We start from the raw sequence: 13,412 nt of genomic DNA, 5'->3' as shown, positions 1-13,412 counted from the left end.
GACGAGAGGCGAAAATGCCATGGTCCGCCGGATTCTCGCCACCGGTGTCTCGGGCCGGCGGCCGGGCGTGCTAACGTCTCGTCCCGTTGTCAGCGAGCGCCGCTAGCTCAACTGGCAGAGCAGCGGACTCTTAATCCGCGGGTTCGGGGTTCGAGTCCCTGGCGGCGCACCAACAATCGAGGCCCGATCCGGTGGTACTCACCTGGTCGGGCCTTTCGTTTCCTCTGACGGCTCTACCCGAGCAGCGCCGCCGCCGTGGCCACTGTGACCAGCGACAGTGCCGTGGTCACGACCACCGCCCGGTTGGCCACCGTCTCGCCGACGCCGTACTCCTGGCTGTAGATGAACGTGTTCTGCGCTGTCGGCAGGCCCGCGCACACCACCACGGCGAGCAACTGCGGGGCGGACAGGTGCAGGGCCAGCCCGGCCGCGTACGCGATGGCCGGCTGTGCGACGAGCTTCAGCGCGGTGATCACGGCCAGCTCGGCCGGGTTCGCCGGCTCTGCCTGTGACGGTGCCGTGCGGTGCAGCGACGCGCCGAGCGCGATCAGGGCGGCCGGCACCGCGGCGCCCGACAGCAGGGTGAGCGACGCGCCCACGGCCGACGGCGGGTGCAGGTCGGCAGCCGAGCAGGCGACACCGAGCAGCGACGCCAGGATCACCGGGTTGCGTCCCGGTAGGGAGGCGATGCGGCGGACCCGTACCCGCCCGGCGGGGTCGCTGTGCCGGTCCAGGGCGACCAGGATCACGGGCGTCACCACAAGCACCTGGAGCAGCACCACCTGCGCCAGGAACGACACGTTGCCGAGAACCTGCGTGGCGATCGGGATGCCGAGGTTCGCCGAGTTCACGTACCCGGCGGCCATGCCCCAGATCGGCCGCTCGCCGGGCGTGCGACCGAACAGCCAGCCCGCGCCGGCCCAGCCGAACCCGATGACCGCGGTGGTGCTCACCCCGAAGGCCAGCAGCGGGCGACCGGCGAACCCGGAGAGCGGCATTCGGGACAGGGCCAGGAACAGGGCGGACGGCATCGCGAGTTGGAACACGAACCGGCCGAGCACCGACGCCGCCGCCTCGCCCAGCAGGCCCCAACGACAGGCCGCGTAGCCGACCGCGGTGAGGATCCAGATCGGTACGAACGCCGACACCAGGCTCATCCGGTGGTCACCGCCGGGCGGGCGTCACGCCACCACGGTGCGTGCCAGGCCGCGGGGCAACCGGAGGTTGTCCAGATGTACGTCGATCGGTGAGCCACGCGTTCAGCCTGGCATCCGGTCCGGACCGGGCAAAAATCCCGCTCATCCGCCGCCTCCGCCGCCGAGGGAACGCCGGGTCTGGTCCGTACGGGCGGCGGGGTCTAGGTTCTTCGCGGTTGGCATCGACGACGGCGGGGGTACGGCGTGGGCGACGAGAAGCTCTACGAGGCAGGCGTCCGGGGCGGGTTCGACCTGCTCGTCACACCCGACGTCCGGTTCACGCGGCTGCTGCGACGGGACCTACGGCGCATGAGTTGGCTGTTCGTCATCTCGGGTGTGCTGCTGTCCATCACGAGTCTCGGTACGTTCACGGCCGATGGTGGCTGGTTCTTCGCGGGGCTGTTCGGCCTGCCGTTCGGGGTGGTCTGGTTCTTCGCGGGGCTGATCAACGGTTCGGCGTACCTGCGCAGTCACGCCGCGTTGCGCGCGCCGGTCCGGTACGTGTTCACCGCGGAGGCCATCGAGTGGCACACCGCCCATGCGGCGTTGCGGTTGCCGTGGACGGCGATCAGGCATGCGGCGCGGATGCGGGAGGCGTACCGCCTGGACTGCGCGGACCAGCAGCCGCGGTACCTGTGCCGGACGACACTGACCCCGGCTGAGGATGCGCGGGTGGCCGCGTACCTCGATGAGCGGGTGGCCGCGCGGCTGGCCGCCGAGGCGTCCGTGCGGCCGATGCCACCGGTCGGTGGTGGGTCGTAGGCGGGCGGGCCCGGCGACGCCAGTCGCCGGGCCGGAGAGCCTCAGTAGTCGATGTTGATGGCGGCGATCTGGCGGGTGCCGTTGAAGACGATGGCGGGGCCGGCGAAGCGGGAGCTGGCGTAGGTCAGTGCCGTCTTGTGGCCGGGACTGTTGAACCAGGCCTCGATCATCTGCTCGGGCGAGGAGTTGCCCGAGGACGCCCACAGGACCTCGTGCCCGCAGTGTTCGAAGGTGCCCGCGTCCAGGTTCTGCTTCACGCAGGTCTCCGCGGCGTTCTGCTCGTTGGTGCGCATCCCGACTTCGGGCAGTCCGAGCGCTCGGCGTCGCTCGTTGAGCAGCACCAGCAGGCGTTGTTCGGCGGCGGACACGCCGGCCGGCAGGGCGGCCGACTTGTTGGCCGACCTGGTCGGTGTCGGGGTGGGCTTCGGTGCTGTGGTTCGTGTCGCCGACCGGCTGGGGGTGGGGCTCGGCTGCGCGGTGGTCGGGGAGGGTTCGGGTGCCGTGGGGGAGGGCGACTCGGCCGCGGGGTCGTCGGTCTCGGCGGCGACGTCGGTGCTCGCGGTCGAGGGCCGGGCCTCGGCGACGCTCGCGGGCTGCTTCGTCGGCTCGTCGCCATAGGTGGTGAGGATGAGCCCGCCCCCTCCGAGCACGGCGACGGCGGCGACGGCGCCGACCAGGGTCTTGGGCAGGGACAGGGCCGTGAGGTGGGCCTTGTGCACCAGCCCGGCCTTCGCGTGCGCGCCCACCGACGCGGCGGCCTGCGACGAGGAGACGAGGTGCACCTGGTGGGAGACGTCCGAGGCGAGGCGGGTCGGGACCGGTGTGAGCGCGAGGCCGGCGAGCAGCCGCTCGGCGGGAACCAGGTCCGATGTGGTGTTCGGGCAGTACGTGCAGTCGCGGATGTGTCGTGCGAGGCGCTTGCGCCACACCGGCGCGGGTTGGCCGTCCCAGTCGGAGGCCGTGTCGATGAGGCCTGCGCAGCCGGGCCGGGCGATGAGGGCCCGTACGACCAGCCGTGCGATGTCCAACTGTGCCTTCATCCGGGCCACGCGGACGGTCACGTGGTGGGGGTCGATCTGCAGCGCGTCGACGAGGTCGGCGCGGGTGAGGTGACCGGCCTCGACCAGCCACCACAGCGAGAGCAGGTGCCTGTGGTCGTCGTCCAGCCAGCGTGTGGCCAGGACCACCTCCCGGCGCTGGTCGGACAGGCGTAGCTGGGTCAGGGTCAGGTCCTCGAAGTCGGAACCCGGGGCGACCATGTTGTCGATGTCCTCCGGCGGCGTCGGTGTGGTGTGCCGGTGCTGCCGGTAGGCACGGACCTCGTTCATGGTGACGGCCACCAGCCAGGACCGGAAGAGCCGCGGATCGCGTACGCCCGCCAGCCCTCGTACGACGCTCAACATCGTGTTCTGCACCACGTCGTCGACGTCCGCGGAACGGCTCATCGCCCGGCCCACGATGTTGTAGACCAGGGGCAGGTAGTGCGAGACCAGTTCGTCGGTCGCGGCGTGGTCGCCGCGGCGGGCCGCGTCCACCACCGCCGTCAGGTCGGTTCTGTTCGGGTACGCGTGATAGGTCACGCTCACAACCTCGCCTTCACGGGACATCCTCGTACACCGTGGAGATGGGTTGACACCCGCACAGGTCACACAAACTGAGCTGTCACCTGTCGCTGTTGAGGCGGACGATGGCACCGTTGAGGGCGGTGGCGAAGAGTGTCCACGCGGCGTACGGGGCCAGTGCGGCAGCCGCGACGTGGTCGGCACGGGAGGCGCGGCGGACGAGCGCGAAGTTCGAGGCGTTGAGGGCGGCGATCTCGGCCAGCGCGACGGTGGGCCTGCGGGCCTTGAAGAACAACGCGCTCCACCCGAAGTTGAGAGCCAGGTTGAGCGCGTAGGCGCGGGTGAACGCCGCACGCTCGGTGCCGCCGGTGCGGTCCAGCACGCGGGCGCCGGCCACCGCGATCAACGCGTACAGCGGCGTCCACGCCAACGGGAACGCCACGGGCGGTGGCTGCCAGCTCGGCTTGCGCAGCCGCCGGTACCAGCCGTTGGAGGTGTCGTTCACCGCCGTACCGGCGGCGGCCGTGACGGTGACCGCCGCGGCGGTCTTGACCAGGGTTGGTAGTCGCATGGTGTTCAGCTACCCGGCCGGCGGCGGATCAAGCGCGGGCGGTCACCGGGACTCGACGAAGGCGGGCGACCGCTACCCCCGCGATGCCTCAAGTAATGCTCAAATTACGTTGATCCGAGCCGATGCCGTCGAAGATCAGCATACGCTCACCGGACTCGCGCACGGCCCCCGGATCTTCCCGCCACGCCAACCATCGCCCATGCCCAGACCCAGGATGCGCGAGCGTCAACCGTCCGTCCTATATGGACCATTGCGAACACGAAGGAGGGGATAATGCGACGCAGACAAAGGCGCATCGCGTTCGTGGCGCTGCCCGCCCTGTTGGCCGGCGTCCTCGTGTCGACCGGTCCGGCTGGCGCGGATCCCGCACTGTCGACCGCCACGGCCGGCTCCGCACGATCTGAGCTTGAGACCCGCGACCAGGTACGCCGCGTACACGTCAAGCTGGCCGGCGCCGACATGCTGGACCGGGTTGTCGCCGCCGGCTTCGACCTCGAACACGGCCTCAAGCGCGTGCCGACCGGCATCGAGGGCGAGGCGGTGGTCACCGCCGAACAGATCGCCGAACTGACGGCGATGGGCGTCGAGGTCCTCGGCGACGACGAGGGCTTCGCCTGGAGTGACGAGGCCGACGGCGGCATCCAGGGCAATGCCGCAGCCCGCGCCGCGCAGCCGGCCAGCCACGAGGCGACCGTGCGGATCGCCCGTGCCGACTGGTTCACCACCAAGGGCCAGGGCTTCCTGTACGTCGAGGCACGCACCACCGAGGGGCAGCAGGCCGAACCGGTAGTGGAGATGCAGCTCGAGAACGACTCGGGCAGGGGCACGTCCTTCGGCTTCCCCCGGACGATGAGCCGATTCGTCGACTCCGGGCAGTACATGTTCCACAGGAACCTGTTCAAGCTCGATGCCCGGCCGAACCAGATCCGGGTCACCAGCTCGACCGGCGGCGTCGCCACCGGCAAGGTCTCCGACTGGCTGGAGGACGCCCCGCCGCCGCTGACGGCGAACCCGTCCTACAAGTCGGACTTCGTGGACGGCTACAAGCACCCGCAGCAGCTCTACAGCCGCGCGAAGGAGATAGCCCGCCAGTACCCGGACATCGCCGAGATCGTCTACCTGCCGAACCAGACAAACGGCTACCAGCGCAAGGCGCAGGCCACGATCGGCGGTACGGACCAGTCGGCGGTGGTGGTCAGCTCGGCGGCGTGGGGCCACGAGGGTGGCAACGACATCACAGTCGAGTTCGTGGGCCGGCCGGAGGCGGACCTCCCGCTCACCGTGGAGGTCGCCGGCAAGGCGGTCCGCGTCCTGCTCGCGACGGACGCCTCAGGTGCGCCGGCGAGTACCGCCACCCAGGTGGCGGACGCGCTGAAGGCCCGGTCCCAGGGCCTCATCGACCGGGCGCACCCGTACCGCACCAACGCGGGCACCGGAATCGTCGCGCCGACGGCCGGCCCGGTCGCGTTGACCGACTTCCTCGACCAGAAGCGCGTCGGAGCGCCGGAGGGTGAGGTGCCGCGGGGCCCGGTCACCATTCCCGTCCTGCGGATCGGCAAGCACCGTGACGGCAAGAAGCCAGGCGTCCTGATCCAGGCCCAGGACCACGCCCGCGAGTGGGTGCCGGCGACGACCAGCCTGGAGTCGGCCGAGCGCCTGGTGCACAACTACCGGTCCGACCGGGAGACGAAGAAGATCGTCGACAACACCGACGTCTTCTTCATCCTCTCCAACAACCCCGACGGGGCGAACTACAGCTTCTACAACTTCGCCTCCCAGCGGAAGAACATGACGAACCACTGCCCGGACGCGACAGCCGATCCGGGGCAGCGGAACTCCTGGGGCGTCGACCTGAACCGGAACTACCGGGTCGGGTCGGGCCACGACGGCTACGCGGGCGGGTCGACCAACTGTGTCAGCGGCACGTACCAGGGGCCGGAGGAGCTGTCCGAGCCCGAGTCGAAGAACATCATCTGGCTGGTCGAGAAGTACTCGAACATCAAGTTCATGATGTCCGTGCACTCCAACGGCGGTCAGCTGTTCTGGCAGCCCGGCGCGTACATCGCGGACGGGCGGATCACCACGCCGCGCCCGCCGCTCGGTGACGAGGCGTTCTACTGGCAGTCGGCGTCCCGGATCCTGTCGCAGGTCAAGGCACACCGGGAGACCGTCGTGACGCCGGAGAACGTCGGCGGCTCGTCCGACGTCCTCTACTCCTCCGCCGGCAACGTGCGCGAGGACCTGTACTACACGTACGGGATCTACGCCTTCGGTTGGGAGGTCGGCGGCTCGGTCTACAACCCGGCCACGGGCGACTGGCAGGGCGGCTCGTTCCAGCCGGAGTGGGCGGGCAACCCCGAACTGGTAAGCGGTCACGCCGAGACGATGGAGTACGCCAACGGGATCATGGAGATGTTCCGGGTCGCGGCGGACTGGGGCCGGGACCGGAAGGACCCGACGTCCGAGCTCGTTCCGGGCGGCGGGACGTACCGCGGGCCTGTCGACGTGCGCTTCGAGACGAGTGAGCCGGCCACCATCTACTACACGACCGACGGCAGCCGGCCCACGCTCCAGTCGCCCCGTTATGCGGCTACCGAGTTCCGGGAGCCGGGGCAGGTGTTCCACGTGACCGAGACGACGACGTTCAAGTGGTTCTCGGTGGACAGCGCCGGCAACATCGAGAAGAACTACGACCCGACGAAGAACGACAGGCGCAACAACTACCGTACGGCGACCATCAAGATCGCCACGAGATAGTGCTCGTCCCGTGATCGTTGCCCCGCCGGTCGGTGTTACCCGCACCGGCGGGACAGCGGTCAACAGGGCCCGCGCAGGTGTCGGCAGCGCGGATAGGTCCTCGTTCGGTGGGTAAGCGGCGCGTATGCCCGCGAGCGAGGATTCGGCCGCCGACCTGGAATCGGCACAACACGGGCCTTCTCGTGTCGACCGGGTGTTCGGCAGCCTGCGGGAACGGGCGCGGCACGCCTCGCGCGTACGCGCCTGGCGGTTCCGGCTCTACGGTCTGCTCGCCGTGCAGGCCGCCATCGGGGCGGGCATCGCCTGGTTCGTCGCGTACAAGTTCCTCGGCAATTCGTCCCCGGTCTTCGCGCCCACCACCGCGGTCGGCATCACGGCCGCCGCGATGGGCTCCCGCCTGCGGCGCACCATCGAACTGCTGGCCGGGGTGGTGCTCGGGCTCGCCGTGGGTGACCTGCTCATGCCGCTCTTCGGCATAGGACCCTGGCAGACCGGTGGCGTCGTCCTGCTGGCGATCATCGTGGCCATCCTGCTCAAGGGTGGCGGTTCACTGCTCACCCAGGCCGGTGGTACGGCCGTGCTCATCGCCACCCTCGAACCACCGGTCCGCGAGTTGTCCATCCCCCGGTTCGTGGACGCCGCGGTCGGAGGGCTGATCGGGCTGGCGGTCAGCCTGCTGCTGGTGCCCATCCACCCGCAGCGGACGCTGCACCGCTTGGCCGAACCCGTGGTGGGCCCCGCGGTGACCACCATGCACTGTCTGGCTTCGGCGGTGCGTGGGCGTGATCTCGTAGGGACGGAGCGGAGCCTGCGCGATTTGCGGAACGTCGGCCCGCAGGTCCTCTCCTTACGCGAAGGGATGGCCGCCGCCCAGGAGGTGGTACGACTGTCGCCTCTGCGCTGGCGCCAGCGTCATTACACGGCCTTTCACGCCGAGTCCATCCGACATCTGGAGCGCAGCCTGCACGCCTGCCGGTCAATGGCGAGACGACTGGCCAGGGCCGTGAAGGAGGACGAGCCGATACCGGAGGAGTTTCCGGCCGCCATCGACATGCTTGCCGACACCGCGCAGGCGCTGCGCGGCGCGATCATCGCGCGGGAAGAGCCACGGGAGGCGCGCGAGCGGATCCTGGCGGCTGTCGACCTGGTCGGACGGGCACAGGGGGAGCGCGCCCGTGACCCCACCCGCCCGCACACCCACCGTCTGGGCTACTCGGGGATGATGGCCGCGGGCGAACTCCGGACGTTGGCCTACGAGATGCTCATCGCCAGTGGGTTGGGCTCCGAGGAGGCTGCCGCGTTGGTGTACCGGGCGGGCGCTCCGGGCGGGCACGACTGACCGGCCGGGCGGAGGGTTCAGCTGGACGGCCTCCTGGGGAGCAGCAGCTCCTCGTGGTCGAGTTCGCGTTCCAGAACGCGCAGTTCCTCGTCGGGCAGCCGGCCCGAGTCGCGCCAGCGCACGAGTTCCTCCCGCTGGGCGTCGATCGCCGTCCGGCGGACCTGGAGCGCCGTCTCGTACTGCGGTGAGGTCGGCATCTCGGACGATCCGCTCTGTTCGAGCAGGTCGAGCCGCCCGCGGTAGCGCGCGAGGCGGGCCAGCAACTGGGTGCGTGTGGTGTTGACGGCCACCGCGCTGTCCGGATCCTCGGCGGCGACCTCGTCCAGCCGGGCCAGAGCGGCCTCGACCGCCGCCGAGCGGGCCTCGTTGCGGACCCGGGCCTGGTCTGTCTCGTTGGCGCGTAGGCCCAGCCTCCGCACGAGCGGCGCGAACGTCAGGCCCTGCCCGACGAGTGTCACGAGGACGACCACGAAGGTGCAGAACAGAAGCAGGTCCCGGTCGGGGAAGGGCGCGCCGCTGTTGGTGGTCAACGGCAGGGTGAAGATCGCGGCCAGGCTGATGACCCCACGGGTGCCTGACCAGCTCAACGCCGTCACCTCGCGCAGGGACAGCCGCTGGGCGTTGCGGTCGGCGCGGGCGACCTGCCGGGCGCTACCCGGCTCGTCGCTGTCGTCCTGCTCGGAGATGCCGCCCAACCGGGTGTGCAGGGACCGGGGGAGGGACTGGGTCAGCACCAGCCAGGCGGGGCGCAGCAGCAGCACCACGCCTACCGACACCGCGACGGCGATGACGATCGTCGACGTCTCGTACTGGCGCAGGCCCTTGACGACCTCGGGGAGCTGCTGGCCGATCAGCAGGAAGACGAAGCCCTCGAGGAGGAAGTCGACGAGCCGCCACACCGCGCTGGTTTGCAACCGGGCGGCGCCGGAGCCGAGCTGGGGCGTCTGGTGACCGACGATCAGCCCGGCGATCACCACGGCGAGCACACCTGAGACGTGCAGCTCCTCGCCCACCAGGTAGGCCACGAACGGTGTCGCGAGGGAGATGGCGTTCGACAGAAGCGGGTCGGTGGTGAGCGGCCGGGCCAGACGTACCAGCCAGGCGACGGCCGCGCCCACCGCCACCCCGCCGACCGCCGCCAGCACGAACTTGCTGACGGCGGACGGGAGCGAGAATTCGCCGCCCACGGCGGCGGCCACCGCGACGCTGAGCATCGTCAGGGCGGTGGCGTCGTTCAGCAGCCCCTCGCCCTGGATGATCGTGACCATCTTCGGCGGCAGGTTGACCCGGCGGCCCACCGCGAGTGCGGCCACCGGGTCGGGGGGCGCGATGGCGGCGCCTACCGCTATCCCGGCGGCGAGTGTCGCGCCGGCGACGAACAGGTGGAAGCCGATGCCGACGAGGACGCCTGTGAGAAGCACCAGCAGCACGGACAGGCTGACCACGATGCGCAGGTTGCGGCGGATGTCCAGCAGCGAGGAGTCCAGTGCGGCGCTGTAGAGCAGCGGCGGCAGCACGACCATGAGCACGAGGTCGGGATCGAGACCGACGTTGGGGCCGGGGAGCAGCGCGTACGCGATGCCGATGAGCGGCAGCAGCGCCGCGGCCGGCAGTCCGGTGCGGGCCGCCACCCACCGCACGGCGACGATGACCGCGACGGCGGCGAGCACGAACAGCAACATCGAGTGGGTGCTCACCTGGTGACGTCCCCCTGGAGCGGCGCGAGCGGAATGGACTGCGGGGCCGCGACGCGGCGGCCAGCCGTACCTGTGACACCTGTCGGTGCCGTGCGGACAGCACGGTACGCAGCGGTAACAAGCCTACCCGGGTGATCAACCGGACTGCCCGGTCGACGACCGGGTGGGATCGTCCCGGCCCGGATCCGTCGGCGGCCACTGGTGCGGTTCATCGGCCCGCATCTATAGTTGCCGAAATCACCAGATCATGGCCGTGGTCCCTGCGGCCTGATCGTCGAAGCGCTTCGACGATCAGTCGTCCAGGCCCGTCAGCCGGGTGTCGAGCCTGGCCACGCCGGTCTCGGCGTCCCCGTGACGTCGGTCGTACGACATGAGGAGAAACCGCATGCGCAACAGGCGCCTTCGGCGCGGAATCACCGCGCTCGCGCTCGCACTGCTGGCCCTGCCTGCCGTTCCCGGCACGGCGCTCGCCGAACCCACCTACCCCTTCCGAGATCCCCACCTGCCGGTGAACGCCCGGGTCGACGACCTGCTGGGGCGGCTCACGCTGGACGAGAAGATCTCCTGGCTGCACCAGTACCAGCCGGCCATCCCCCGGCTGGGCATCGGCCTGTTCAAGACCGGCACCGAGGCCCTGCACGGGGTTGCCTGGTCGACCGACATCGACAACAACGGGGCCGTCGTCAAGGCCCGCGGCACCTCGTTTCCCCAGCCGGTGGGCATGGCGAGCACCTGGGACACCGACCTGGTCAACCGGGTCGGCTCGGCCGTCGGCGACGAGGCGCGCGGCTACCACGCGCAGAACCCACGGGTCTGGGGCCTCAACCTCTGGGCGCCTGTGGTCAACCTGCTCCGCGATCCCCGCTGGGGTCGCAACGAGGAGGGCTACTCCGAAGACCCGCTGCTCACCGCGGCCATCTCCACCGCGTACGGCTCGGGGATGACAGGCGGTGACCCGGACCATCTCAAGAGCGCACCCACCCTGAAGCACTACCTGGCCTACAACAACGAGGTCCGGCGTGACGTGACCTCGTCGAACGTGCCCCCACGGGTGCTCAACGAGTACGACCGCGCCGCCTTCAAACCGGCCCTCGCCGCCGACGCGGCGACCGGGGTGATGGCCGCGTACAACCTGGTCAACGGTCGACCCGCGACTGTCGATCCGGACCTCGCCACGGTGGTCCGCGGCTGGACCGACAGGCCGCTGATGAACGTCACAGACGCCTGGGCGCCGAACAACCTCGTCGCCTCCCAGGGGTACTACGCCACCCAGCCCGAGGCCAACGCGGCGATCGTCAAGGCCGGCCTGAACAGTTTCATCACCGACGACACGAACGCCCAGCCGACAGTGACGGCCATCAAGCAGGCGCTGGCCGCCGGGCTGCTCACCGAGGACGACATCGACGCCCGGATCCGGGAGATCCTCAGCGTCCGGTTCCGGCTGGGGGAGTTCGACCCGGGCGGCGGCCGGTACGGCGGCATCACCCCCGACGTCATCAACAGTCCGGAACACCAGCGGCTGGCCCGGCAGGCAGCAGGCGAGGCGATGGTGCTGCTGAAGAACTCCCGGCAGGCACTGCCCCTGGACCCGACCCGCACCCGCAAGGTGGCAGTGCTCGGTCCTCTGGCCGACACCCTCTACTCCGACTGGTACGGCGGCGACCTGCCGTACGAGGTGACCGCGCTCGACGGCATCCGCGAACGCTTGGGTGACAGGGCCAGGGTGAGCGGGCTCGACGGGGCGGACCGGATAGCGCTGAAGGACACGGCGACCGGCAGGTACGTCTCGGCCACCGGCACCACCGACGCCGACCCCGTCCTCGGGACCGGCGCCACCCCGGCGCTCGTCGCCCAGTTCGACGTGGTGGACTGGGGCCAGGACGTGGTGACGCTGCGCAACGCCGCCAACGGCCGCTACCTCGGCTACAACTGGGGGCCGTTCGTCACCCGGGACGCGCAGCCCAACGGCTGGTACGTCCAGCAGCAGTTCAAGCTGGAGCCCCAGGCCGACGGAACGGTCGTGCTGCGCTACGCCGGCTACGAGACCAAGGAGAGCTGGTTCGGCCCCGACAGGTACGTGACTGTCGGTGCCGACGGCGCCCTGAAGCTCGGCGCATCCACCCCGGCTGCGGCGACCCACTTCAGTCGCGAGGTGATCAGCAGCGGGATCGACAGGGCCGTGGCGGCGGCCAAGGCGGCCGACACCGCGGTCCTGGTCGTCGGCAGCAACCCGTTCATCAACGGCCGCGAGGCGCACGACCGCACCTCTACCGCGTTGAGCGCCGGCCAGGAGGCACTGGTCAAGGCCGTGACCATTGCCAATCCGCGTACGGTGCTGGTGCTCCAGACCAGCTACCCGGTCACCCTGACGTGGGAGCAGCAGCACGTTCCGGCAATCGTCTGGACCACCCACGCGGGCGCGGAGACCGGGCACGCCGTCGCCGACGTCCTGTTCGGCGACCGCAACCCGTCGGGCAGGCTCACCCAGACCTGGTACCGCTCGGACGGGCAACTGCCGCCGGACCTGCTGGAGTACGACATCATCTCGTCCGGGCAGACGTACCTGTACAGCACCGCGAAGCCGCTCTACCCGTTCGGCCACGGGCTGTCGTACACCCGGTTCCGCTACGGCCAGCCGCGCCCCGGCGCCACCTCGGTCGCGGCCGATGGCACGATCTCGGTCAGTGTGGACGTCACCAACACCGGGAGCCGGGCCGGATCCGAGGTGGTGCAGCTCTACACCCACCAGCGCACCTCACGGGTCAGGACCCCGATCCGCCAGCTCAAGGCGTTCCAGCGGGTGGACCTCGCGCCCGGGCAGACCCGTACGGTGGTCCTGCGGCTGCCCGCCGCGGACCTGGCGCACTGGGACGTCACCCGCAGCCGGTGGGTGGTCGAGTCGTCGGTGCACGACCTCATGGTCGGCGCGTCCGCCGGGGACATCCGGGCGCGGACGCAGATCCGGGTACGCGGTGAGACGGTCCCGGACCGGGACCTGTCCCGGCTGACCCGTGCGGAGAACTTCGACAGGTACTCAGGCGTCCGGCTGCTCGACGAGACCAAGGCCAGCGGCACGGTCGTGGGCGCGACCGGAGCGGGACAGTGGATCGCCTTCGCCGACGCCGTAGTGCGTCCCGGCGCCCGCACTCTCACCGCGCGGGTCGCCCGGGCCGGGGCGGGCACCGGCACGATCCAGGTACGACTGGGGTCGCCGACCGGCCGGCTGCTCGGCACGGTCACAGTGCCCAGCACCGGAGACGACTACCGGTACGTGAGCGTCGAGGCCGACCTGGTACGGGCCGCCGGCACCCACGACGTGTACCTGGTGTTCGACTCTCCGCTGCGGCTGGCGACGTTCAGCATCAGGTGAGCAGGCCCGGGCCGGGGCGGTGGCACGCCCCGGCCCGGCCTGGTTCCGGATTCATCTGATGACCGGACGGTCGCGCTGAGTCCGGTGGGCCGATCAGCGCCGGTCGCGCATAGATGGACTGCGATCGACCGTTGCATTCATCACACGTGTGACCTACG

At 70.4% G+C, this 13,412-nt stretch carries 8 protein-coding genes and 1 tRNA gene; 5 read left to right on the top strand and 4 right to left on the bottom strand.

Annotated elements, in window-relative coordinates; translation table 11 throughout:
- Positions 1-96: 96 nt before the first annotated feature.
- Positions 97-172: transfer RNA gene (locus ACZ6N8_RS01095), tRNA-Lys, on the top strand.
- A 61-nt stretch (positions 173-233) separates the two neighbouring features.
- Here ACZ6N8_RS01095 and ACZ6N8_RS01090 read toward each other — a convergent pair.
- Positions 234-1,157 carry an AEC family transporter gene (locus ACZ6N8_RS01090; RefSeq protein WP_466006767.1) on the bottom strand — a complete coding sequence of 308 codons (924 nt, stop codon included), beginning with the start codon at positions 1,155-1,157 and terminating at the stop codon, positions 234-236.
- Between the two features lie 243 nt (positions 1,158-1,400).
- Between ACZ6N8_RS01090 and ACZ6N8_RS01085 the strand changes: the two genes are divergently transcribed.
- Positions 1,401-1,958 (top strand): hypothetical protein, encoded by a 558-nt coding sequence (locus ACZ6N8_RS01085; RefSeq protein WP_466006766.1) that lies wholly within the window; start codon positions 1,401-1,403, stop codon positions 1,956-1,958.
- 41 nt (positions 1,959-1,999) lie between these two features.
- Here ACZ6N8_RS01085 and ACZ6N8_RS01080 read toward each other — a convergent pair whose 3' ends face one another.
- Both ACZ6N8_RS01080 and ACZ6N8_RS01075 read right to left on the bottom strand, forming a co-directional pair.
- The gene (locus tag ACZ6N8_RS01080) at positions 2,000-3,538 is read right to left on the bottom strand and encodes a sigma-70 family RNA polymerase sigma factor (protein WP_466006765.1); all 1,539 of its coding nucleotides are present in this window, start codon (positions 3,536-3,538) and stop codon (positions 2,000-2,002) included.
- A gap of 82 nt (positions 3,539-3,620) precedes the next feature.
- Entirely contained in the window at positions 3,621-4,091 is a 471-nt protein-coding gene (locus tag ACZ6N8_RS01075; protein WP_466006763.1) for a TspO/MBR family protein, read from the bottom strand.
- Positions 4,092-4,364: 273 nt separating this feature from the next.
- Between ACZ6N8_RS01075 and ACZ6N8_RS01070 the strand changes: the two genes are divergently transcribed.
- Together ACZ6N8_RS01070 and ACZ6N8_RS01065 are read left to right on the top strand one after the other, a co-directional pair.
- Positions 4,365-6,848, top strand: coding sequence for a M14 family metallopeptidase (locus ACZ6N8_RS01070; protein ID WP_466006762.1), 2,484 nt, complete (start codon positions 4,365-4,367; stop codon positions 6,846-6,848).
- Between the two features lie 193 nt (positions 6,849-7,041).
- Entirely contained in the window at positions 7,042-8,187 is a 1,146-nt protein-coding gene (locus ACZ6N8_RS01065; protein WP_466006761.1) for an FUSC family protein, read from the top strand.
- Positions 8,188-8,204: 17 nt separating this feature from the next.
- Here the strand turns inward: ACZ6N8_RS01065 and ACZ6N8_RS01060 are convergent, their stop codons facing one another.
- Positions 8,205-9,884 carry a Na+/H+ antiporter gene (locus ACZ6N8_RS01060; protein ID WP_466006760.1) on the bottom strand — a complete coding sequence of 560 codons (1,680 nt, stop codon included), beginning with the start codon at positions 9,882-9,884 and terminating at the stop codon, positions 8,205-8,207.
- A gap of 385 nt (positions 9,885-10,269) precedes the next feature.
- Here ACZ6N8_RS01060 and ACZ6N8_RS01055 point away from each other — a divergent pair, with 385 nt between their 5' ends.
- Positions 10,270-13,254, top strand: coding sequence for a glycoside hydrolase family 3 protein (locus tag ACZ6N8_RS01055; RefSeq protein ID WP_466006759.1), 2,985 nt, complete (start codon positions 10,270-10,272; stop codon positions 13,252-13,254).
- Positions 13,255-13,412 lie beyond the last annotated feature (158 nt).

The sequence above is a fragment of the Micromonospora sp. NPDC047521 genome (assembly GCF_055587305.1).
The sequence above is the reverse complement of the archived record's forward strand: the minus strand, read 5'-3'. Positions and strand labels throughout refer to the sequence as shown.